The sequence below is a fragment of the Paenibacillus sp. 2TAB26 genome (assembly GCF_052115145.1).
Classification (GTDB): Bacteria; Bacillota; Bacilli; order Paenibacillales; family Paenibacillaceae; genus Pristimantibacillus.
Window position 1 is genome coordinate 279741 of record NZ_JBFRGC010000002.1, and the last position, 24639, is coordinate 304379.

At 45.1% G+C, this 24639-nt stretch carries 19 protein-coding genes; 15 read left to right on the plus strand and 4 right to left on the minus strand.

Annotation, left to right across the window (positions count from 1 at the left end; translation table 11 throughout):
* Positions 1-41: 41 nt before the first annotated feature.
* The 12 genes from AB4Z50_RS02725 to gyrA all read left to right on the plus strand — a co-directional run bounded on the left by AB4Z50_RS02725 (position 42) and on the right by gyrA (position 20414).
* Positions 42-1457, plus strand: coding sequence for an N-acetylmuramoyl-L-alanine amidase (locus AB4Z50_RS02725; protein WP_441875365.1), 1416 nt, complete (start codon positions 42-44; stop codon positions 1455-1457).
* Positions 1458-1476: 19 nt separating this feature from the next.
* Positions 1477-2022 (plus strand): GerMN domain-containing protein, encoded by a 546-nt coding sequence (locus tag AB4Z50_RS02730; RefSeq protein ID WP_441875368.1) that lies wholly within the window; start codon positions 1477-1479, stop codon positions 2020-2022.
* Between the two features lie 96 nt (positions 2023-2118).
* Positions 2119-4602 (plus strand): S-layer homology domain-containing protein, encoded by a 2484-nt coding sequence (locus AB4Z50_RS02735; protein ID WP_441875371.1) that lies wholly within the window; start codon positions 2119-2121, stop codon positions 4600-4602.
* Between the two features lie 163 nt (positions 4603-4765).
* The gene (gene nth / locus AB4Z50_RS02740; RefSeq protein WP_441875374.1) at positions 4766-5461 is read left to right on the plus strand and encodes an endonuclease III; all 696 of its coding nucleotides are present in this window, start codon (positions 4766-4768) and stop codon (positions 5459-5461) included.
* Between the two features lie 5 nt (positions 5462-5466).
* A complete protein-coding gene (locus AB4Z50_RS02745; protein WP_076265731.1) occupies positions 5467-5739 on the plus strand; it encodes an NAD/NADP transhydrogenase alpha subunit in 273 nt (90 codons plus the stop codon).
* Positions 5687-9406: a dynamin family protein gene (locus tag AB4Z50_RS02750; protein ID WP_441875377.1), complete on the plus strand. Its 3720-nt coding sequence runs from the start codon at positions 5687-5689 to the stop codon at positions 9404-9406. Before AB4Z50_RS02745 ends, AB4Z50_RS02750 begins: the two co-directional genes overlap by 53 nt.
* Before the next feature lie 295 nt (positions 9407-9701).
* Positions 9702-11489 carry an ABC transporter ATP-binding protein gene (locus AB4Z50_RS02755; protein WP_441875584.1) on the plus strand — a complete coding sequence of 596 codons (1788 nt, stop codon included), beginning with the start codon at positions 9702-9704 and terminating at the stop codon, positions 11487-11489.
* Positions 11489-13312, plus strand: coding sequence for an ABC transporter ATP-binding protein (locus tag AB4Z50_RS02760; protein ID WP_441875380.1), 1824 nt, complete (start codon positions 11489-11491; stop codon positions 13310-13312). The genes AB4Z50_RS02755 and AB4Z50_RS02760 overlap by 1 nt, the downstream gene beginning before the upstream one ends.
* A gap of 156 nt (positions 13313-13468) precedes the next feature.
* Entirely contained in the window at positions 13469-14653 is a 1185-nt protein-coding gene (gene purT, locus AB4Z50_RS02765; protein WP_339202818.1) for a formate-dependent phosphoribosylglycinamide formyltransferase, read from the plus strand.
* 30 nt (positions 14654-14683) lie between these two features.
* On the plus strand, positions 14684-14971 hold the full coding sequence (locus tag AB4Z50_RS02770) for a YqkE family protein (RefSeq protein WP_339202817.1): 288 nt from the start codon (positions 14684-14686) through the stop codon (positions 14969-14971).
* Between the two features lie 997 nt (positions 14972-15968).
* The gene (gene parE / locus AB4Z50_RS02775; protein ID WP_076265738.1) at positions 15969-17939 is read left to right on the plus strand and encodes a DNA topoisomerase IV subunit B; all 1971 of its coding nucleotides are present in this window, start codon (positions 15969-15971) and stop codon (positions 17937-17939) included.
* 12 nt (positions 17940-17951) lie between these two features.
* Positions 17952-20414 carry a DNA gyrase subunit A gene (gene gyrA, locus AB4Z50_RS02780; protein ID WP_339202815.1) on the plus strand — a complete coding sequence of 821 codons (2463 nt, stop codon included), beginning with the start codon at positions 17952-17954 and terminating at the stop codon, positions 20412-20414.
* Here gyrA and AB4Z50_RS02785 read toward each other — a convergent pair.
* Positions 20395-20562, minus strand: coding sequence for a hypothetical protein (locus tag AB4Z50_RS02785; protein WP_179089723.1), 168 nt, complete (start codon positions 20560-20562; stop codon positions 20395-20397). The two genes, gyrA and AB4Z50_RS02785, sit on opposite strands and share 20 nt — an antisense overlap.
* A gap of 204 nt (positions 20563-20766) precedes the next feature.
* Between AB4Z50_RS02785 and AB4Z50_RS02790 the strand changes: the two genes are divergently transcribed.
* Positions 20767-21171, plus strand: coding sequence for a MarR family winged helix-turn-helix transcriptional regulator (locus tag AB4Z50_RS02790; protein WP_076265740.1), 405 nt, complete (start codon positions 20767-20769; stop codon positions 21169-21171).
* A 21-nt stretch (positions 21172-21192) separates the two neighbouring features.
* Here AB4Z50_RS02790 and AB4Z50_RS02795 read toward each other — a convergent pair whose 3' ends face one another.
* Entirely contained in the window at positions 21193-22191 is a 999-nt protein-coding gene (locus AB4Z50_RS02795) for a CapA family protein (RefSeq protein WP_441875387.1), read from the minus strand.
* On the opposite strand from AB4Z50_RS02795, the gene AB4Z50_RS02800 reads away from it, so the two are divergent.
* Entirely contained in the window at positions 22190-22351 is a 162-nt protein-coding gene (locus AB4Z50_RS02800; protein ID WP_441875390.1) for a hypothetical protein, read from the plus strand. The two genes, AB4Z50_RS02795 and AB4Z50_RS02800, sit on opposite strands and share 2 nt — an antisense overlap.
* A 109-nt stretch (positions 22352-22460) precedes the next feature.
* Here AB4Z50_RS02800 and AB4Z50_RS02805 read toward each other — a convergent pair whose 3' ends face one another.
* Both AB4Z50_RS02805 and AB4Z50_RS02810 read right to left on the minus strand, forming a co-directional pair.
* Complete coding sequence (locus tag AB4Z50_RS02805) at positions 22461-23174, minus strand: RluA family pseudouridine synthase (RefSeq protein ID WP_441875393.1); 714 nt, start codon at positions 23172-23174, stop codon at positions 22461-22463.
* Positions 23174-24040 carry a class I SAM-dependent methyltransferase gene (locus AB4Z50_RS02810; protein WP_339202809.1) on the minus strand — a complete coding sequence of 289 codons (867 nt, stop codon included), beginning with the start codon at positions 24038-24040 and terminating at the stop codon, positions 23174-23176. The genes AB4Z50_RS02805 and AB4Z50_RS02810 overlap by 1 nt, the downstream gene beginning before the upstream one ends.
* A gap of 241 nt (positions 24041-24281) precedes the next feature.
* Between AB4Z50_RS02810 and AB4Z50_RS02815 the strand changes: the two genes are divergently transcribed.
* Positions 24282-24467 carry a hypothetical protein gene (locus AB4Z50_RS02815; protein ID WP_441875396.1) on the plus strand — a complete coding sequence of 62 codons (186 nt, stop codon included), beginning with the start codon at positions 24282-24284 and terminating at the stop codon, positions 24465-24467.
* The last annotated feature ends 172 nt before the right edge of the window (positions 24468-24639 follow it).

The following is a 24639-nucleotide window of genomic DNA, read 5'->3' on the forward strand; positions in this document are numbered from 1 at the left end:
CACTCATTCGATGCGGGCAATTTCAGTCATCGAGGTGGGAAATGAAAAGATTTGTATCCGTATTAATGTTTATGTCGATTTTTTTCACGATGTTCTCCGCAGTAGGACAAGCTGCAGAGGTCGTACCCAAGCTTTTCTTGAATGGTCAGCAATTGAAATCTGATGTTAATCCGCAAATCATTAATAATGCAACCGTTGTACCTGTGCGGACGGTATCAGAAGGATTAGGCTACCTGATTGATTGGGATAACACGACCAAAACAGCGACAGTAACACATGCCAATAATGTCATAAAGCTAAAGCTGAATGACAATATGGCAGTAGTCAATGACAAAAAGGTTAAAATGGACACGTCAGTTTCTATCATTAAAGGCTACACTTTAGTTCCACTTCGCTTTATTGGTGAGCAGTTTGGATTGGATTTTGAATGGAAAGCTGTTGAGAAAGAAGTACATATGTACGAGCAGAACAAAGAACCAACAGATCCGACAGAACCTATTGATCCAGACCCGAATCTTCCTGTGGAAGCAGCAGGCCAGATAACAGACATTTATTACTCTGGCGGAAGCAGCATGACCCTTAATTATGAAGGAACAGTTAAGGCCAACAAGCCAATGCTGCTCGAGAACCCAAAGCGCATTGTGTTCGATTTTCCGAATGCTAACTATTCATCAAACTTATCTTCACAGTTTTTGAATGGACAAGTTGAGGTTAATGTAACAGACAGCACTTATTTGCAAGGTTATCGTTATTCCCTATTTTCGAACACGCCGGCTACCGCTCGCTTAGTCATTCTTATTGGCGATAATACCGGCTATGTGATGACTGAGGAAGCAGGAAAAATTCAGTTTAGCTTAATGTCTGCTGCAGACGTTCCTGGTACTCCGCCGATTACAGATCCAGTAACTCCTCCATCATCCAAAGTCTACAACGTTGTTCTTGATGCGGGACATGGCGGCTCAGATCCGGGTGCAGCGAGTGTATTGAAGAAACCAGAGAAAGAATTTACGCTTAGTATCGCACTTAAGATGAAAGCGTTGCTTGACAAAGAAAGCAAAATTAAAGTTCATTTAACTAGAACGGGGGATACTTACCCGACTTTAGATGATCGCGTCAAGTTTGCAGAAAGCATAAAAGCTGATTTATTTATGTCTATTCATGCCAATAGTGGTGTAAGCTCCGCAACAGGAACTGAAACCTACTATTATCGCGATAACAGCAAAGCGTTTGCTAGTGTCATTCACAAGCATCTAATTGCGGCAACCGGTCTTAAAGACCGCGGTGTCAAGAAAGAAGCTTATAAAGTGATCAAACAAACGACGATGCCAGCCGTACTAATCGAAGCAGGTTTCCTATCCAACGCAAACGATGCAAAAATGTTATTTGATGATGCGGCACAAAACAAAATAGCTGCTGAACTGGTTGCAGGCATCAAAGAGTACCTAAATGTAAAATAGAAAGCAGGTGTTCAGTGTTATGAAAACTTTCAAAGCACGCGGGCTGCTTGCTGTCATTATATTATCCGCAGCGCTTGCAGGATGCGGAGTTCAGGATAAGCAGGGAAATCAACCAGGCAGCACGGTATCGCCTACAATTTCACCTTCGCCTTCTCCTGAGCCAACTCCCGTATTAAACGAACAAGATGCTATTATTTATTTAACCGATGCTGAGCTAACTGAAACAGTAGAGCATCCAGTCAAGCTAACCTATGAAACGGATCTTGATCTGGTCAAAGCAGCAATTGCTGAACTGCAAAAAGATGCTGACGAGAATAAATTATCTTTATGGAAACGAATTGAGGTTAAATCCGTACAACTATCAGATGGGCTTGTTACACTGGATATTCATTTGCCTGATGAAGCGCGGCTTGGTGCGCCAGGCGAGACGTTTGTCATTCAGACGCTTCAAAAAACATTGTTTCAATTCGATGCTGTAAAATCAATCGATCTGCTTGTCGATGGACAAAAGGTTGAAACGCTCATGGGTCATGTCGAGCTCGAATATCCAATGAATAAGCAATAAGCAAAAATTATGAATGGCTTCGTTCCATCCTAGCAATAGGTTGGCGAAGCCGTTCTGCATGAGTTATTACATACTAATCAGGGGGAATATCTACTTATGACAATGCAATTTGCGAGCAAAAAGATTTTGATTGGAGCGCTAGCGTTTTCTCTAGTTGCAGGAAGCGGTGTAATCATACCTGCTTCATATGCCTCAGCAGCCTCCGGATATACAACACCATTTACCGATGTAAGCAGTGGTCATTGGGCAGAGAAGCATATAGCTAAGCTTGCATTGCAAGGAATTATTGAAGGAAATAAGACATCAAGCGGAGCTGCTATATTCCGTCCGAAAGAAAATGTGAGTCAGCAAGAGGCTGTGCTTATGGCTCTTCGATTCGCAGGATTGGATAAAAAGGCAGATAAAGATGCAATTATCGGTTTTCCTAATTCTTTTTCCGTAAGCACTTATTTTAAACCTTATGTAACGTTGGCTTTCCAAGAAGGCCTGCTTGATCAGGTGGAAGAGTTCGGACTCGCAGCTAAAGATCCTAAAATCGCCTGGGGGACTAAGCCAGCTACCCGTGAATGGGTAACGAAGCTTATGGTTCGTGCAATCCAGCAAGAGGAAGAAGCGGTACGTTTGCAAAATACAGCCTCGACTTTCGCGGATGCAGCGCAAATCACTTCTATTTATAAGGGTTATGTGAATGCCGCTTCCAAGCTTGAGCTCGTAAAGGGTGTAACAGCAGACAAATTTGTTCCTAAAGCGAATGTGGATCGTGCGAGTCTGGCTACGATGTTCAGCCGTGCTGAGAAGCTGTTCCCGGTTGCATATGAAGGTCAAGTAAACGGGATTGCAACTAAAATAACAGATACTCAAATTACTGTTTACAGTGACAAGAAGGAAATCAACTATAGCATTAATTCAGATACTTTATTTTATCACTACAATACAGAAACACCGATTACGAGACAGCAGCTTCTAGAATACGGAGATGTAACGGTCATTGCGAAGGATGGAAAGGCGCTTTACGTTGAAGTGAAAGGCGATAAGACTTACACTAAAACGACGTCTGGAACGTTGGATCGTGTTATCGCAGATGAGAAGAAGTTATATGTATGGATTAACAATAAGCCTGTTGAATTTTTCTATAATGATTCAGTAGTAGTCGTTGATACGGATGGCAAACCGCTAGCATTAACCTCAATTAAGAGAGACAGCCAAATAAGCATCGTACAAGACAGCTTCCGTGATGCGCCGGCAACATTAAAAATTATTGCATCGACTCAGGCGGCGGCAACGAGCTTAAAGGGTACGTTTTATGGTGCGAGCGGTGATTTGATCACAATTAAAGAAGGAACAAGTCTTGTTACTAAATTAATGTCAGAAACGGTAAACGTGGAAATTGATGGCTTTGTCGGTGCAACAGTAAATGAATTGATTAAAGAAGCTGACCAAGTGGAATTGACACTTAACGCTGAAGATGTTGTAACAAAAGTGAAAGTGGTTAACCGAAATGTCAAAATGTTAGCTGGTGCACAGATAGTCGGCTACGTTTACGACAAAAAGCTGTTGACTATTGTTGATGCCAATGGCAACAATGGCGAGGCACTTTATTTTACGGATAAAACTCGCATTGAATTCAGCGGTAACACATTATCACTTGCGTCTGCTACAAACCTTTTGACAGCAAACCGGAAAATAGTAATTAGTTATACTGGCAATACTATCGTATCCTTGCAGTTCCTAACTAAATATACGGGTACACTCGTATCAATGAACTCATCTGGCAATTTGATGAACATTCGATTAGATAACGGAGCTACATTGTCACTGCCTTATAATACTGCATCTGTAGAGCACTCCACGATTGCGAATGCAACAACAAGCGATCTTAGGACAGGCGATAAGCTTACGCTGGATTTAAATGCGAACCAAGATCGTGTTTCGACGATCAAGGTGCATTCGAATGCACAATATGAAGTAATTTCTGTTGATGTAAACAGCAAGAAAATTCGTGTTAAAAATGCAATGACCTCCCCACTTGAAATAAACATGGTGGACACAGAGCTTACAAACGAAGCTGGGGCTAAGATTTCAATTGATCAAATTACACCAGGTTCCCTAATAAGCGTAAGTTATATAGGTAGGCAAGTAGTGGGAGCCCGTACTTTAGCTGTTACTTATGGCAAAGTACAATCCATATCAGCAAACAGTGTCACTATTGTAGACCTTGTAGGTCAAACTGTTGCTTATAATGGCGATGCTGGGTTCGTAATCGTAAAAGGAGCCACGCAAGGAACAGCAACGAGCCTGCTTACTGTGGGGGACTATGTTGAGGTTCAGAAGCTTGAAGGCAACAAAACACAACTGACTGTAGCAGTTGGCGAGAGCCGCGTATTTACGAACTTCAATGCGACTGCATCACAAGTGTGGACGGAAAAAACAACAGATGCGGATAACCGGAATTATTTTAATGTAAACAGCCAGACCAAATACATTTTAAATGGAAATTCGGTTTCAGTTACAGCTTTCAAGTCAGGCGACACGATTACAATCTATGGCTTTAGAAACTATGCAATTGCAATCGTCAAGTAGCTGTTTAACGAAATTTTCATCAATTATAGGCTGAGATATTCATTTTTTGTGAAAAAACTGCCCTTAGGGGCAGTTTTTTTATAGAATATGCTTGTTTACGGTTGCGAAGCGTGACAAATTTCGCTACACTTTGAACGATAGTGTTTGATTAGGGGAGAGGACGATGGTTGCGAAACAAAAAATGCGTCATGTGCTAGACATTATTGCGGACATGTTTCCAGATGCACACTGTGAGCTTAATCACAGCAATCCGTTTGAGCTTACAATAGCAGTACTGCTGTCTGCGCAATGTACGGATGAGACGGTCAATAAGGTGACGGTGAACTTATTTCAAAAGTATAAGTGCCCCGAGGATTATTTGAGCGTACCGCTGGAAGAACTAGAGCAGGACATTCGCCGCATCGGCTTGTTTCGAAGTAAAGCATCAAATATACAAAAGCTTTGCCGTATTGTCATAGATAAATATGACGGGAAAGTGCCTGAAAGTCATGAAGGTCTTACCGAGCTGCCAGGTGTAGGGCGGAAGACGGCTAACGTCGTGATGTCTAATGCATTTGGTGTGCCTGCCATCGCTGTCGATACGCATGTGGATCGTGTAACGAAGCGACTGGGATTCGCTAAGGCCGAAGACAGTGTCCTAGAGGTAGAGAAGAAGCTGATGAAACTCGTTTCGCGCGAGGAGTGGACATTAACCCACCACAGACTCATCTTTTTCGGCCGCTATCACTGTAAAGCGCAAAGCCCGCAGTGTCCAATTTGTCCGCTGCTTGATTTGTGCAAAGAAGGTAAACAACGTATGAAGCCAGGTTTTAAAACCAAAAATAAGAGTATAAAACCTAAAATAGCCAGTGAAGGATGATGAACATGAACTGTATTTCCGTGTACACAAACAATTTTGAGCTTTTTTCTGATATTTATGAGCAAGTGCTTGAGTCTCCGCCAGAGGAGCACGAGGATATCCTTGTAGAAGGCATTACAGTTAGCGGCTCAGGCGACGTGCCTGATCAATACATCGAGCGTATGCGCATTAAACCTGAGGTTGTTGTGATGAGAGATAAAGAGCGCAACATTATGATCTTGCAACATGGCAACGTATTTGAAATTTGTTTGCCGTCTGAAGAAGAGCAAGCCGTTTAAGGAGAAGCAAATGACAGAAACAACCGTGCAAAGCATAGCAGGAGCTATATCCGAAGCAGCTGGTTTAATGTCAGCTGCAGGAGATACATTACATGCCAAGCAAGCACAGGAGCTAAACAGTAAGCTGACCGATGGTCGGCTTACTGTCGCTTTTTGTGGACATTTTTCAGCTGGCAAATCAACTCTCATTAATCGTTTATGCGGGACTAAGCTACTTCCTTCTAGTCCAATTCCTACAAGCGCGAACGTTGTGTCTATTCGCGGCGGGGATCGGGCTTATGCAGCTGTTGAAACCGTAAAGAATGGTGTTGCTTCCAAAGCGGAAGTTCCAATCGACCAGCTTGACCGCTATTGTGTCGATGGCGAGCAATTTACTTCTGTATCGATCGTGTATCCGTCTGAGCTTTTAGGAGATCATACCGTGCTCCTCGATACGCCTGGCATTGATTCAACTGATGATGCGCACCGGATGGCAACCGAATCCGCATTGCATCTTGCAGACGTTGTTTTTTATGTCATGGATTATAATCATGTGCAGTCTGAAATCAATTTTTCTTTTGCGAAGCAATTGAAGGATTGGGGAAAGCCCTTATATTTTATTGTGAATCAGATTGATAAGCATCGTGATCGCGAGCTTTCTTTCGCAAGCTATCGTCAAAGCGTTGAGGATGCGTTTCACGCTTGGCACTTGGAGCCGGCGGGGATCGTTTATTTGTCGTTGCGCGAGCCAGAACACCCTCATCAAGAGTGGGAGCAGCTGCTTGAGCTGCTAGATAAACTGCAAACGATCCGCAAACCGCTTTGTGTGTACAGTGTAGATGCGTCATTGCGCCATGTAGCTGATGGACATTTGAAATGGAGTGAGCAGCAAGCGGAGCCTGAACGTGAACGGCTTCTTGCTGAGGCAGGCGGCGTTGAGGCTGTTGCCCTTGTCACAACACAAATGGATCAGCTGAAACAGAAGATTAGGCAAGTTTCGGAGCAGAAAGAGGTTTACCGCGCGCAGCTTCGCAAAGAACTGCAAACGCTTCTGGATAATGCGAATATTACGCCAGCGGGACTGCGTGATTTGGCTCAAACGTTTCTGGAGAGCCGTAAGCCTGGTTTTAAAGCAGGGCTGCTTTTTGCGGCAGCTAAGACTGCTGCTGAGCAGGAACGGCGCTTGCTGGCGTTCAGCGAGGAATTAAACAGTTTAATCAGCGCTTCGATCGACTGGCATGTGAAGCATCTGCTGCGTACGGAAGCAGAGCGTATATCATACGATGGCGAGCTGCTGGAATCGGAGCTCGCGCGGAACTTGGCTTGGCTGCCGGATTCGGAGTGGCTTATCGCGAGAGTGAAACCCGGCGCCGTCATCAGCAACGAATATACGATGACGTTTAGCCGCGATCTAGCCGCGGATGTGAAGGCCGTTTATCGCCAGCGCGCGCTTGAGATCATCGATGCGCTGGCAGATCATGCAGCGGCGGTAGGCGAAGCCGCCGCCGCTGAGGCAGAGTCACAGCTTGCTGCGCTTCGCGCGCAGGCTGGTGCACTTCATGCGCTCACGGCGCTGGCGAAGCGCGCCGAGGAGCATAAGGCGCGGCTAACTGCCGCGCTGCCTGAGGCGCCGGCAAGGCCGGCATTGCCAGCACCGCGTATAGCTGTGGCTGGCGGTGGCACTTCCGCGCAAGCTGGCGGCGACGCTGCTGAAGCGCGGGGTGTGCTTGCGAGCGAGAGCGGGCGAAGCGCGCGAGAGGGGCAGCATCATGCGGCAGCGGGGCGAAGCGCCCTAGCTGGCGGTGCAGCTTTGGCGCAGCAGCACAGTGCTGCAGCGCGCTTAGCCAGCGCCGCGGAGCTGCTGGCGCCGCATGCTGCGCTTGCGGCTGCTGCGCAAGCGATGAGCGATAAGGCGAAGCGGCTGCAGGACAGCCGCTTCACCATCGCATTATTCGGCGCCTTCAGCGCCGGCAAATCATCGCTTGCGAACGCGCTGATCGGAGAACCGGTGCTGCCGGTTTCTCCTAATCCGACGACGGCAGCGATCAACCGACTCGTGCCCCCTACGGCGGAGCACGGTCATGGTACAGCGCGCATTGTCATGAAGACGCGCGCTGCCATTATCGATGATGTGCGCTATTCCCTAGCGCTCCTCGGTGAAAAAGAGCAGCAGTCTGATGACGCTGCTCTCATGCGGGCGATTGATCGCCTATCTCCGGATTCCATCGGAGCTGGCGGTCGCCCGCATTTCAGCTTCCTGCGCGCAGCCCGCGCAGGCTGGGCAAAGCATGAACCGCTGCTCGGTCAGCAGCTGTCGGTCGATCAAGCGGAATACGAAAAGTACGTCGCTGAGGAATCTCGTTCGTGCTTCGTGAGTGAAATCGAGCTGCATTATGACTGCGCGTTGACGGCGCAGGGTATCGTGCTCGTTGACACGCCAGGAGCGGATTCTGTAAATGCTAGACATACGGGCGTAGCCTTCAATTATATTAAAAACGCTGATGCTGTTTTGTTTGTCACGTATTACAATCACGCCTTCTCGCAAGCTGATCGTCAATTTCTGATGCAGCTTGGCAGGGTGAAGGATCAGTTTGAGCTTGATAAAATGTTTTTCCTTGTTAACGCTGCCGATTTGGCTGCAGATCAGGAGGAGCTTACAGGTGTGTTAAAGCATGTTGAGACGAATCTGCTGCAGCATGCGATTCGCTCGCCTCGCTTATTTCCTGTATCGAGCTTGCAGGCACTGGATGGTAAATTAGATGGAAATGCAGAGCTGCTGCAACGCTCCGGCATTGAAGCTTTCGAGCAATCATTCCTTTCCTTTATTCAGAACGATCTCGGACGGCTAGCTATTGATGCCGCAGAGCAGGACTTGAAACGAGCGGCAGCGACAGTTGCAGGCTGGCTTCAAAGTGCAGAGGGCGACGCAGCCGGGCGTGAAGCTGAGCTTATAGCACTGCTGCAAGCGGTGAACGAAGCGAAGATCGATATATCAGCGCTTCAAACCGGAACGATACCAGAGCAGCTAAAGCAGGAGCTTAGTGAGCTATTGTATTATGTCGTTCAGCGTATCCAATACCGTTTTGGTGAGTTTTATAACTTAGCCTTTAATCCGGCCTCCTTGCAGGATGATGGACGTGACTTGCGCAAAGCCATTTGGACATCTTGGCTGGAGCTGCAGCGGCTCGTCCAACTGGAGCTGTCACAGGAGATGCTGGCAACCTCGCTTCGGATGGAACGAGGCATTCATACTCAGCTGCAAAAGCAATATATTCATACTGCGCAGCGTTTAGAAAATTCAATTTCCGCATATAGTGCTGTTCCTTATGCGCCAGCTGCTTTGCCAACGCCAGATGAGCCGACCGCTTGGGAAGCGGATAACGTTGATGCGAAGCTGCTTTGGAGCCGTTTCAAATCACCGCGTCAATTTTTTGAAGGCGAGGGCAAGTCGATTCTTCGCAAAGAGCTTGAAGCGCTGCTTGCTCCTTCATTAAATGGATGGATGTCTGAGCAAACGTTCTTGTGGACATCGCTTTACGAGCAAATTTGGCAGAAAGCCGCTGATCAAGCTGGTAAACAGCTGCAAGACGATATGCTTGCCTATGAAAGCGGCAAACGAATCTCGTTGTCCGGCAGTGCGGACACGGCTGAGCTGAAGCAGCTGTATAATCAATTGATTCATATCTAATTGTCAATGAATACGGATTGTTCTATCGCATTAACAGCTGAATGCTTTTGCGAGCGTGTAAAACGCTTGCAAAAGCTTTTTTTAATTTAGTGTGTTTTTGTGCAAAAATTGAGTAATAGGCACATATTTGTCATGATTTGCGACCAATTGGGAGTATTAACCGTTTCCAATTTAGATAACGAGTCAATAAGCGGTTTATAACAGGTATATGCATATTTATACTGTTTGCTCGCATTTGATGATGCTGATAATATTCATTCATGCTTACAAAATAGATACGGGGAGATGGATTTACTTGGACGTACTAAGGCAGTTGAAAGCATTTTATTGGGCGGAACGAAAGTTTATGTTCACCTCGATATTTTGCTTAATGTGCGCTACGGCGCTCGGACTTGTCTATCCGAATTTACTGAAATTCTTGATTGATGATGTCATTACTCCAAAAAAATTCGAGTTAGTGCCAACGCTTTCTTTTACAGTAGTCGGAGTCATTATCATTAAAGGATGCATGCAGTATTTACATGGTTTTTTTGGTGCACGACTTGGTAACAAAGTGGCATTCCACATGCGGAATGCTTTGTACGACAAGCTGCAGACGCTGTCGTTTCAATATTATGACAAAGCAAAAACAGGCGATTTGATGTCACGTTTAACGGCTGATTTAGAAGCTATTCGCAACTTTATCGGTTTTGGCTTTGCACAAATCTTGAATATGGTGTTGATGATCTTGTTCGGCGGCGCAATGATGCTCTCTATTCATTGGCAGCTAACTTTGATTACATTAGTAACGATACCGCTGCTAGGCTTCGCAGCCATTCGTTTTGAACGCAATATTCATCCAGCGTTCCGCGAAATGCGTCAAGCGATGAGTAATTTAACGACAGCGGTTCAAGAGAATATTACGGGCGTACGCACGGTTAAATCTTTTGCACGTGAATCGCATGAGGTATCGAAATTTTCCATACGCAGTGAAGCCTATCAAACGAATCAGGTTGGCGCAGCAAAGATTTGGGCGAAATTTTTCCCTGTAATGGAGCTTGTAGCGAACTTAAGCGCAGTAATCCTGCTTGTAACAGGCGGTATTCTTGTCATTAACGGATCACTGCAGCTCGGTGAATTTGTCGCATTTTTCAGCTTGATTTGGTACATTATCGGTCCGATGTGGGGCCTTGGGTTCCATATTAATAACTACACGCAGTTCAAAGCTTCAGGAGAGCGTGTACTAGGACTGCTGAATGAACATGTTCATGTAAAAAATATTGAGCACGCGATTGAGGTTAGCAGCGATACCGTAAAAGGCCATGTACGCTTCGATCATGTTACGTTCAGTTATCCTGACAAAACGCCGGCGGTAACCGATTTGGTCATTGATGCGCCAGCAGGCTCTGTCATTGGGTTTCTTGGTGCGACAGGCTCAGGCAAATCAACGATTATTCAATTGTTAATGAGAGCCTATAATGTAAAAACAGGTTCAATTACGCTAGACGGCATCGATATTAAAAATTTGGATGTCGCAAGCCTTCGTTCATTAATAGCTCCCGTGTTTCAAGAAACGTTCTTATTCTCGGCATCGATTCGCGATAATATCGCTTATGGCGTGCGGGATGTAACACCAGAGCAAATCGAGCACGCAGCTAAGCTGGCTAAAGCGCATGACTTCATTTTGGAGCTGCCGCTAGGCTACGATACGATTGTCGGCGAAAGAGGAATGGGCTTGTCCGGTGGACAAAAACAACGGATTGCCATTGCTAGAGCACTTATAAAAAATCCTAGAATTTTAATTTTGGATGACGCAACAAGCGCGGTAGATATGGAAACCGAGCATGAAATTCAAGCGGGCTTCAAGGAGCTGATGGCTGGCCGCACGACCTTTATTATTGCACATCGGATTTCTTCGCTTAGACATGCCGATGAAATCATCGTGTTAGACAAGGGCCATGTCGTTCAGCGTGGTAAACACGCAGAGCTGATTAAGCAGCAAGGACCATACCGCGACACCTACAACATTCAATATGCTGACTATCCGCTTGATGATGCTGCTATAGCTGCGCAAGCGAATGAGCGGAAAGGGAGTACCGTATAATGAGTACGAGTGCCAAAGCAAAAGCTAGCAATAAAAATGAACGTTTCATATACCAAGACGATGAGCTGATTGAAAAGCCCTTTAACTGGGGGCAATTGCGCCGCCTATTCGGATATATGAAGCCTTACACAAAACAATTAATGCCTGTCATCGTTATGATGATTCTTGGTACGTTGACACGCCTAGGCGTGCCGGCGCTCGTCATTCTGGCAATTGACGAAGCGATTGCTCCTGAGCAAGGTGAAACAAGTGTACCGAAGTTAATTACGATCGCAAGCATCATGCTGGTCTTATATGTTATTCAATGGGCATCCAATACGTACCGGATCAAATATACGAATATCATTGGACAAAAGGTAATATACGATCTCAGAAATCATTTATTCCAGCATATTCAAAAGCTAAGCTTCCGTTTTTACGACAAGCGCCCAGCAGGTTCTGTACTCGTTCGTGTCACGAATGACGTAAATGCGCTGCAGGATTTGTTTACAAACGGTGTCGTCAATTTATTGATGGACTGTGTGCAATTGTTCGGTATCGTCATTATTTTGCTCGTATGGAACTTTAAGCTTGGCCTTGCGGTCATGATAACCGTACCGTTAATGTTCATTGTATCGACGACTCTGCGCAAAAAGATTCGTTTTGCATGGCAGGATGTGCGCATTAAGCAGTCCCGTATTAACTCTCATTTAAATGAGAGTATTCAAGGGATGAAGGTAACGCAAGCGTACGTGCAAGAGAAAGACAATATGAGCTTCTTCGATCATATGAATACAATCAACAATAAATCATGGAACCGAGCGTCATCGCTTAACCAAACGTTCGGCCCTGTAATCGAGATCACTTCAGCAATCGGTACTTTTATTCTATTCTGGTATGGCTCCCACCTCATTCAAGTAGGTGCGATTACCGTTGGATTGCTTGTTGGTTATGCCAACTATATCGGTAACTTCTGGGACCCGATCAACCGACTAGGACAAATGTACTCTCAGCTGCTTATTGCGATGGCTTCATCAGAACGGATTTTTGAATTTATTGATGAAGAACCGACGGTAGCGGAACTAAAGGTTGCAAAGCCGCTTCCGAAAATTGTTGGCGCCGTAAAGTTCGACCATATCGTGTTCGAATACGAGAAGGGAAGGCCAGCACTCAAGGGCATCACGATCGATGTAAAAGCAGGCCAATCGATAGCGCTCGTAGGGCATACTGGTTCAGGAAAAAGTACAATCATCAACCTATTATGCCGTTTCTATGATCCGGTTGAAGGCCGTGTCCTCATTGATGGCATCGATATTCGTGATGTGACGATTGAAAGCCTGCGCTCACAGGTTGGCATCGTGCTCCAGGATACGTTTATTTTTGCAGGCACGATTCGTGACAATATCCGTTATGGACGCTTGGATGCAACCGATGCGGAGATCGTAACAGCAGCTCAAGCCGTTAACGCGCATGATTTCATCATGGGGCTGCCAGATGGCTATGATACGCAAGTTGAAGAGCGAGGCAATGTACTTTCCATGGGTCAGCGTCAGCTGCTATCGTTCGCTAGAGCATTGCTAGCTGATCCGCAAATCCTTATCTTGGATGAAGCAACAGCCAGCATTGACACTGAAACGGAGCTGAAAATTCAAGAAGCTCTTAAAATTCTTCTAGCAGGCCGTACATCCTTTATGATTGCTCACCGATTGTCGACGATTCGTCACGCGGATGAAATTATCGTGCTTGACCACGGTGAAATCGTTGAACAAGGCAATCACGAAGCGTTGCTTGCAAAGCGCGGCGTGTACAACGGCTTGATCGAAGCACAGTACCGTTTTCTTTAAAACGTGAGCACAATTCATTTCAGCAAATGCTTATAAAATAGTTGATTTTTAAGCTTAGAACCTCCACAATGGAAGAAAAAACGAACCGAAACGCTAGTCTCTGCCTTTAGGACAGAGCTGACGATTCGATTTGCTTCCAGGAGGTTCTTTTTCTTTATGTATGGATCACCCTTAACAACGAATGCTCGCAAGTTGCTCCTGCTAGGCTCTGGTGAGCTTGGTAAAGAGGTTGTATTGGAGGCTCAGCGGCTTGGCATCGAGACCATTGCAGTAGATCGCTATGATCAAGCACCAGCTATGCAGGTTGCACATCGCAGTTATACAACAGATATGCTGGATGGGGCAGAGCTTCGCCGTATTATTGAGAAGGAGCAGCCTGACTATATTGTTCCGGAAATCGAAGCAATAGCTACAGAAACGCTGCTTGAGCTTGAGAAGGAAGGACATCGCGTTATTCCTACAGCACGCGCGGCTTGGTTGACGATGGACCGCGAAGGCATTCGCCGTTTAGCTGCTGAGACATTGGAGCTGCCTACCGCGCCATATCGATTTGCAGACACGTTTGAAGAGCTTGCTCTTGCGGCCGAAACGCTTGGTTTCCCATGTGTCATCAAACCAATTATGAGCTCCTCAGGCAAAGGACAAAGCGTTTGCCGATCTGAAGCGGAGCTTGAAGCATGCTGGAGCTATGCGATGGAAGGTGGACGTGCCAAGAAGCAGCGTGTTATCGTGGAGGGCTTTGTAACATTTGAATCTGAAATTACATTGCTTACTGTACGATCGGTTTCGGGTACAAGCTATTGTCCGCCAATTGGACATGTGCAGAAGGATGGCGATTACATCGAGTCCTGGCAGCCGCATCATATGACTGAGGCCCAAATTGCTCAAGCAGAGTCCATAGCGCAACGCATCACCGATGAGCTGGGCGGTTTTGGTATTTACGGTGTGGAGCTATTCATTACAAAGGATGGCGTTTTGTTTAGTGAAGTATCGCCGCGTCCACATGATACAGGCATGGTAACGATGGCGACTCAGGATCTTTCAGAGTTTGCCCTGCATGTAAGAGCTATTTTAGGATTTCCAATTCCAACTATTCGGTTGCTGTCACATGGTGCATCACATACGTTGAAAGCAGACCGTGAATCTTCCGATTTCCGCATTGGCGGTATTGAAGAAGCTTTGTCGGTTCCTAATACACAGGTTCGCGTTTTTGGAAAACCAGAAACGAAGGTTGGACGAAGAATGGCCGTTGCGCTGAGCACTGCTCCTGATGTAGAACAAGCACGAGATTTAGCTCGTAAAGCTGCAGAAGCTCTTTACGTATCGTATACTAACGAATAGAAAGTTTATTTTAAGGCAGGTGCAGCAGCAATGGGTAAAAAACAGAAAAAAATAACGTCTTCAGCTCCTAGATCATCATCAAAAAATGCTCCAAAAAATGAGTCGGAAAACGGCTTGACGCTCAAGGATTTATTAAGCAATGAGGTGCTTGGCAAGCTAAAAGCACAAGCGGATGATATGAAGCAGGCTGAAGCATCACGTAAAGAAGAGCTTCGCAAACAGGAAGAAGAAAAGAAGAAGCAGGAGCAAAAGCGTTTGGAAAACGATTTTTCTTATTTGCTTGAGAATAGCGACCCTAACTGGTCGAAGCATAAGTAATAGGAAGAAAGTCTCAGTTCGCATTGTTCTCAAAAAAGCACCTTAGGGTGCTTTTTTTTGTTCGGAATATCCCTAATTCACTAATTTCAAAACTTTTGATATAATCTTATTTTTTATGATTTTCTTTTGTTTCAAAATGCATGCAGGGTTTGCCAGATGAGCGAAAAACCATTATGCTCGGCAGTACGCTTGTTTTAAATCCAAAAGCTCTGCAGCCTTTAGGTGCACTTGGCTCCCATGTAATAAAATAATGTTTGCATTTCAAACAATCAATGCGTTCATTCGTATTCATTCGGCTACCTCGAATATGATTTTGGGTGTGAATTTGAATCGTAAACCATATTACGAAGGTTGAGCATTAAAGTCAATCCTAATCGATTAAATAGGCAAAGCTGTGCCTCACAATCGCCTTTTTTAATACAAATTGTTACCACGCATACATAAATCTAATGATTCTGCAAAACATGCTAACAACAGTTATTAAAGCGATGTATGTGCATTCCATTTTATTTTCGAAGGATTTAGCTAATGTCATTGCAGTAAATTCTACATGTACGACAAGCGTATAACGCAATGTTTCGTGGTCGAAGCTGGTAGAAACGCTCAAAGCGTGGATACACACGAATAACTTTAAGCGTTTTATTGAAAATGAGTTGTAGAATTTGTGGAACAAAAAAAGTTTTTTTGTTATTGTGTTAATTATGCTTGCGCTTATTCCGATTATTACATACGCTGAGCTGTAGGTTATGAATAAGTAGTGCTGCTGTTGAAACAAGACAGGAAACTATAGAACCCCTCCAAACTAATCGTTGGAAGGTTCTGTTAAGCAAGGATAGTGTGTTATCCTTAAATGTATCTCTTATGACCATTAGCAAAATAAGGCTTGAAGATCGTGTAATTGCACTAATCGTTTTTTTTGGAGACTTTACGAAACATGACAAATTGAATTAAAATAGCTTGAAGATACGGAAACGTGATTAAAGATAGGGGGACGCTCATGTCTGAGCAAACAGATCTCTTCGCAAATACAGCGGCCGCAGACCGAAATTATGAGGCCGATGATATACAGGTGCTTGAAGGGTTAACAGCAGTTCGTAAAAGACCGGGCATGTACATAGGAAGTACAAGCAGTTCGGGATTGCATCATCTCGTTTGGGAAATTGTCGATAATGCAGTCGATGAGCATTTGGCTAAATTTTGTTCGGCCATTGAAGTGACGCTGCACAAGAACGGAGCAGTAACGGTACACGATAACGGGCGTGGTATTCCTACCGGCATGCATAAGACCGGTATTCCTACACCGCAAGTCGTATTTACGATTTTGCATGCGGGCGGTAAATTTGGTGGCGGCGGATATAAGAAATCCGGCGGTCTGCACGGCGTTGGCGCATCCGTTACAAATGCTTTGTCAGAATGGCTTGAGGTTGATATTTACCGAGACGGCAAAATTCACAGACAACGCTTTGAATATTGGATCGATGAAGCGGGACGTGAGCATGTTGGTGAGCCGGTACGCGGACTTGAGATTATTGGCACTACGAATCGGACAGGCACTAAGGTTACTTTTAAGCCGGATGGCCGCGTGTTCCAGAATGGCACAACATTAAGTTATGATACGCTGGCAGAGCGTTTGCAAGAGATTGCTTTTCTAAACTCTGGATTAAAGGTAACAATTAAAGACGACCGCAGCGGTAAGCAGGATGTTTTTCATTATGAAGGCGGCGCTCGTCAATTCGTTCAGTTTTTGAATGAAGAAAAGACCGTACTGCATGATGTTATTCACTTTGCCAGTGAGCGCGATGATATTGAGGTGGAGGTAGCCCTCCAATATAATGACGGATACACGGAGACGATCGCTTCCTTCGTCAATTCCATTCCGACACGCGGCGGCGGTACGCATGAAACCGGTTTTAAAACCGCTTATACTCGCGTCATGAACGACTATGCCCGTAAAGCAGCGATGCTTAAGGAGAAAGACAAAAACCTTGAAGGCAACGATTTGCGCGAAGGCATGATGGTCGTTATTAATATCAAAATGTCTGAGGTTGAGTTTGTCGGACAAACAAAAGACCAGCTCGGAAGCTCATCTGCGCGAAGCGCTGTTGACGCAATTGTTTCGGAGAAGATGCAGGTGTTTCTTGAGGAAAACCCTCAAATCGCACAAATGCTGTTAAAAAAATCACTTCAAGCCTCGAAAGCGAGAGAAGCAGCGCGCAAAGCGCGTGAAGAAATCCGCAGCGGCAAGAAGCGGAGCGAGAGCTCTAATCTAAATGGCAAACTAACTCCTGCGCAGTCAAAAGATATTACTCGCACGGAATTGTTTATTGTGGAAGGGGATTCAGCTGGCGGTTCAGCTAAGCAGGGCCGTGACTCGAAATATCAAGCGCTGCTGCCGCTTAAGGGAAAACCGATGAATCCAGAGAAAGCCAAGCTCATCGATATTTTGAAAAACGACGAGTACAAGGCCATTATTTCTGCGATAGGCGCAGGTGTGGGTTCTGAGTTTGTCGCTGAGGAATGCAACTATAATAAAATTATTATTATGACCGATGCGGATACAGACGGCGCTCATATCCAAGTGCTTCTTCTTACTTTTTTCTACCGTTATATGAAGCCGTTAATCGATTTGGGACGCGTTTATATCGCTCAGCCGCCGCTTTACAAAATTACACGTAAATCTGGCAAGCTGGAAACGATTCGATATGCGTGGACAGATGAGCAGCTTCAAAACTATTTGAAGGAATACGGTAAAAATTATGAGCTTCAGCGTTATAAAGGGCTTGGTGAGATGAATCCTGATCAATTGTGGGAAACGACGATGGATCCAGAGAAAAGAACGCTTCTTCAGGTTCAAATCGAGGATGCAGCCAAAGCAGAACGCAGAGTATCGACGCTTATGGGAGATAAGGTAGATCCGCGTAAACGTTGGATTGTCGAGAATGTCGATTTTATGGAATATGAGGAATAGGGGGATTTCTGCATGAGTATGCTGGAACAGTTTTTACCGGCGTTTTTGGAGGAAGTGGTAGGCGACCGCTTCGGACGCTATTCAAAGTATATAATTCAGGACCGTGCCATTCCTGACGTTCGCGATGGTTTGAAGCCCGTGCAGCGTCGTATTCTATATGCGATGTATGATTCAGGAAACACACCGGACAAGCAATACCGCAAATCGGCTAAAACTGTCGGTGACGTTATGGGTAATTACCATCCGCATGGTGACTCATCGATTTATGAGGGTATGGTACGGATGGCACAGCCTTGGAAAATGGGACATCCGCTCGTTGATGGACACGGAAACTGGGGTTCTCAGGATGATGATCCAGCAGCAGCTATGCGTTATACGGAAGCGCGTCTATCGCCAATTGCGATGGAGCTGCTTCGTGACATAGAGAAAAGAACGGTACAATTCAAGGATAATTTCGATAATACAACGAAGGAGCCGGTTGTGCTGCCGTCGCGGTACCCCAACTTGCTCGTAAACGGGACCAGCGGCATCTCTGCCGGCTTTGCCACGGAAATCCCGCCTCATAACCTGCGTGAGGTTATTGATGCGTGTATCGCCCTTATGGGAAGCCCAGAGCTGACGCAAGAAGAACTTATGACCTATGTGAAAGGTCCGGATTTCCCTACTGGCGGCATTATTATGGGCGAAGAAGGCATTCGAGACGCTTATGCTACAGGTAAAGGCCGCATATACATTCGTGCTAAGACGGCTATCGAGGATATGCGCGGAGGTAAGCAGCAGCTTGTCATTACTGAAATTCCATATCAGGTCGTTAAATCACGGTTGGTTACCGCAATGGAAAACATTCGGCTAGAGAAAAAGGTCGAAGGCATTGCGGAGGTGCGTGATGAGAGCGGACGCAATGGTCTGCGCATCGTCATTGAGTTTAAGAAGGATGCCGATGCACAAGGTATATTGGCTTATTTGTTCAAGAAAACGGATCTGCAGGTAGCTTACAGCTTCAATATGGTCGCAATCGTGAACAAAACACCGATGCAGCTTGGTCTTAAACAAATATTATCGGCGTATATCGATCATCAGAAGGAAGTAGTAACTTTCCGCACGAAATATGATCTTGAGAAGGCGGAAGATCGCGCTCATGTTGTAGAAGGACTTGTCAAAGCGCTCAACATATTAGACGAAGTTATAGCGACGATCAAAGCATCCAAAAATCGCGGGGATGCACAAGACAACTTGGTTGCGAAGTTCGATTTCTCCGCTCGTCAAGCAGATGCCATCCTTACTTTGCAGCTTTATCGCTTAACGAACTTGGAAATTACGACACTTGAGAAAGAGCTTAAGGAAGCGATGAAGAAGATTGCTTACTTGAAATCGATCTTGGCTAGCGAGAAGAAGCTGATTGGTGTTATTAGGGATGAACTGCTTGAGATTCAAACCAAATATGGCATTGATCGCCGTTCTGTTCTGCGCGGTGAAATCGAAGAGCTGAAAGTTAACCTCGAAGTTCTTGTTACACCAGAGGATGTTCTAGTTACATTAAGCCAGGATGGTTATGTAAAACGGACAAGCATGCTCTCGTTTACGAGATCGGGAGGCGAGCTGCAAAACGCAGGCGTCAAGGAAGGTGACTTCGTACGAGAGTTGCTTGAAGTCAATACGATTGACAATTTGCTGCTCTTTACACGCAAAGGTCAATATTATTTGCTGCCGGTCCATCAAATTCCAGAATTCAAATGGAAGGATACCGGAACAGCGATAGTGAATGTTGTACCTATTCCGAAGGATGATTCGATCGTAAGCGTCATTCCAATTAAAGATATTTTGGCATCTACAGCATCACTTGTTTTCGTAACGAAACGTGGCCAAGTCAAGCGTACGGAGCTTAAGGAATACGCAACTACAAGATCCACTGCGGTTGCAGCCTGCAAAGTTTCAGAGGGCGACGAAGTCATTCGGGTTGTTTTGAGTGATGGTTCGAAGCAAATCATGCTTATTACTAAGCAGGGAATGAGTATTCGGTTTACAGAATCCGAAGTTAATTCGATGGGTAGAGTTGCAACAGGCGTAAGAGGTATTCAGCTTAAGGATGGAGACGAGCTTGTCACCGCGGAATGGGTTGCTGAGGATGAAGGCGAATTACTCGTCATTACCGATATCGGTTACGCCAAACGTACTTTGCTGCTGGATTATCCAATTCAGGGCAGAGGCGGCAAGGGTGTACAAACGTTCGAATTTAAAGAAGGCAAACGAGTGCGTCCAAACGGTTCGTCACTGATTGGGGCTTATTATTGCAAGGCAGCCAAAGAGATCGTAGCGATTACCTCATCTGGAGCGAAGCTTTCTGCTACATCGGAGAAAGCACCAATTGAAGATCGCAAATCGATAGGCAAGCTTATTTTCCCAGTAGAGAAAACCGACGTTATTACGAGCACGCTTGCACGTTCCATAACAGACACTAATCAAAAGGTCGATTAGGCGGATCAAACCGTTCAATGACTTCCAAAATAGCTTCAAGCATGACCCACAATGGTACCAGCTCATCCGGGCGGTCCAGCCATTGTGGGTCTTTTATAATGCCATAATTTTTAATTTTTTGAATGATTACAGCTTTTCTTTCTTCCACTGGGTGCACGCTCCTTACTATTTAAGCATGAATAGACATAGCGCTGGGCTTTCGCCTTATTGTATGTCTAACGCTGTCATAATGTTCAACAATATATCGATTAATAGCGCAAATTATTAATTGGGTTAATCTTTTATTCGACAATAAAGACTGCTATAATAAATAGCAAATAGATGGAAATTGACAGAGAGCGAGTGTGGGAGTATGGTGTCTGGAGAATTTACTCGACTATGGACGAAGCTTTCGCGTGAATGGAAAAACAACTTGGAACAATCGCTAGCTCCTTTGACAGAAGGGCAGCTGAATGTATTAGAGCTGATGCTTCAGCACCAACCGATGAAGCCATCTGATCTGCTCCAATATTTAGCGACTACGCCTGCTGCAATTACAACATTGTTGGATCGAATGGAAAGAAATGAGCTCATTGAACGTACTAGAGATGATCATGATCGAAGAATTGTGTGGGTTTCTGTTTCGGAGAAGGGCAAAGCTGAGGCGGAGCGCGGTACAACGATTCGGACTCAAATGATCGAACAATCGCTGGACCGCATTTCCTCTCATAACCAGCAGCTGCTGGTTTACTTGTTGGGTAAAGTAGCAAATCTGTAATCTGATTTCGCCATTCAACGCTTATTTCATAGAATCGAGCCGATTGCGCAGCATATCGTAATTTTTTTGGAGCACCTCGTAGTCGGCTTGCGTTAGCAAGGTATCATTTGAAGCAGCTAATGTTTCTTCGATTGGCAAGATGCGATATCGAAAGGAACGATCAGGCTTGTAGCGATGCACCCATGTCGGAATGGATTCAACATCAGTAATAGTAACTGTGCCTTCTGTCATATTTTTACGAACATTAACTTTAAAAATAACTCCGTAATCCTTCGATTCGCCCCGCTGATTAGAAATAAAATTTCCCATAGAATAAATAATAAGTCCCTTTTTTACATGACCATTCTCATCGGTTGTTTCAAGCACTTCATATGGCTGGACAACATGGGGATGAGAACCGGCAATAATATCAGCACCCGCAGCGACAAGCGAACGAGCGAGACGTTTTTGTTCTTCATTCGGTATAATCTGATATTCAGTTCCGAAATGCAGAGAAACAGTAATAAAGTCAGCACCTGCTTCACGCAGCCGAATGATGTCTGCCTTAATTTTCTCTTCATCAATAAGCGAAACGAGGTAAGGTTTGCCTTCTGGAATTGGAATGCCATTTGTACCATAGGTGTAAGCTAACAATCCCATAACGATGCCATTTTTCTCGGATAGGACAGGATGGTCTGCTTCTTCTTGCGATGCGGCTGTTCCCTTGCTTGGAAGACCAAGTTTCTTTAAATTCTCAAGAGTGCGAAGCACACCTGACTCACCTTTATCAAGTGAATGATTGTTGGCATTTGTTATTAAGTTAAATCCAGCATCCTTGATTGCTTCTCCAAGTTCGGTTGGCGCATTAAACGTTGGATATCCAGTATAGCCATATTCCACACCAGCAATTGGTGTTTCTAAGTTGGCAATAACCCAATCTCCTTGCTTCAAAATCGGTTTAACCTCTGCAAAAAACGACTTGAAGTTATATCGATTCGTCTTCTTGTCAAAAGCTCCGGGCAGCTGGGGCGTATGCATCATGATGTCGCCTACGGCCATCCATACGGCATCGGCAAAAACAGGCTCTGGTGGTGCTGTCGGTTTAGGAGATGGTGAAGGGGTTACGACTGCTTGCTCAGTAGGAGTGGGGTCAATTGAAGCTGCAGGAAGCGAGCTGGCAGGTGCAGAAGCCCTCTCGTAAATGGAGGGCATTAAAAAAATAACCAGTAAGCCAAGTAAACTTAGTAATAATAGTATAGAATTTGTTTTTCGGTGCCTTTTACGGCGCATTAGTATTTCGTCCTTCCTTGTTACGTATTGCTCAGCATACTGGAGGCGTCTTCAAGCTGCGAACTAGTCCACCAATTCCAAACATCAGAGCCGGTTGGGACGGAACGAAAACTCATCCATTCCTTTGTTATAGGATGAGGGGCTGAAACCGAGGTTGACCATAACGCAATTTCGGATATGCCGCTTGTTGGTTTCGCGCCGTATTTCAGGTCGCCTACGAGCGGACAGCCGATATGAGCCAGCTGTGCACGGATTTGATGAGGCCTTCCGGTATGCAGCTTCACCGCAATCAATGAATAACGGCCAGATACAGCTGCTACCTCGTAATCCAAAATCGCTTCTTTAGCCTCATTCGTGGGTTTGTTATAGACGGTTACTTGATTTTGTTTGCTGTTCTTAACAATATAATGAGTCAAACGCGATTGAGATTGTTTTGGCGTACCTTGTACAACACAAACATAAGTTTTGCCAAAATGTCTACTGCGAACCGATTCGGATAATCTGGACGCAGCTTTTGAGGTTTTGGCAAAAATCATAACGCCGCCAACCATACGGTCAAGACGGTGAACGAGGCCGAGAAAGACGTTTCCCGGCTTGTTGTATCGTTCCTTTATATCCTGTTTAAGCAGGGTAAGCATATCAGCATCGCCAGTGTCATCCTCTTGTGAGAGGACGCCAGGCGGCTTAACGACAGCTATTACATGATTGTCCTCGAACAGAACCTTGATCGTCATTACTTAGACTCCCAACGTCCCAGTATTCCGCACGGCAAATTAAGGCCGGATTTCGTAATCGGCAATCCGATTTCTCCACAGTTGATCTCGCCGCCATACTTGGCATTCATTGTCATATGCAGCAGGTTGTGCAGAACAGATTGCGATAATCCAGTTGTATAGGAGTTGATGAGTAGGAACAATGGATTGTCAGACAAAATCGATGTACAGGATTGTAAGAATGGAAACAAATTTTCTTCGAGCTTCCATGTTTCACCATTCGTGCCACGTCCATAAGAAGGTGGATCCATAATAATCGCATCATACTGCTTGCCGCGGCGTTGTTCGCGTTGAACGAATTTGAACACGTCATCCGTAATATAGCGAATTGGAGCGGACTCAAGTCCAGACAGCTGGGCGTTATCTTTTGCCCATTGGACCATACCCTTAGCTGCGTCAACGTGGCATACCTCAGCGCCTGCTGCTGCGGCTGCAACAGTGGCACCGCCCGAATAGGCAAAGAGATTCAAGACACGAATAGGACGTCCTGCATTACGGATTTTGTCCATCATCCAGCTCCAGTTAACGGCTTGCTCAGGAAATAATCCTGTATGCTTGAAGTTTGTCGGCTTGATATGGAAGTTTAGTTCGCCATAAGAAATGGTCCAGCGCTCAGGCAATGATTCGCTCATCGACCATTGACCGCCACCGGAATTGCTTCTATGGTAATGGCCATCGGCTTTTTTCCAAAGACCTGTTTCATTTGTGATCGGCCAAATAATTTGTGGATCTGGACGGCGGAGTGTATAATTGCCCCAACGTTCGAGCTTATCTCCGTCTCCTGTATCTATAACCTCGTAGTCTACCCATTTATCTGCTATGTACATGTTATTCGTAACCCTTCCTTGACCTTGTTTTTGTAATATAATAATGTCAACGATAATTATATCGAAGCTAACACAATGAAGCAATGAAACCGACGCATTTAGAGGCTGGTATTTATTCGTAAGTTATGAAAATGGCTGTTTATTACAGCAAATAAGTAAATGCTGTTGCTGACAGAGCAAAAATCAGTGTAAAAAAGAGCATAATTTAGTAAATCTACAATAATAGAGGAGCAACAATATCATGATGAGTTTTGAGTGCGAGTGCGGGAATAAAACAGTAATGTTTGCTACGGGAGATCGGGACGAGCAGGGCAGAGAGTATATTGAAATCGAGGACGACGAGAGGCTTACTATTAAAGTAGGCGATAAAAGCGTATTATTTCGTTGTTCGTTTTGCGGCTATACATACCGACTGGAACAATTTTGATTTTCTTTAGAAATTTTATAGGGGCTGCATATTGAAAACATTTATGGTTCGGAGTATGATAAACGTGAGTCAAGTTGTATGTACAAGTGCATCGTCATACCAGTGATAACTAGCGCTAATGTCCGTACAAGTTGAGAAGAGGCGTTATCTCTAAAAATACGTTTAATACTCG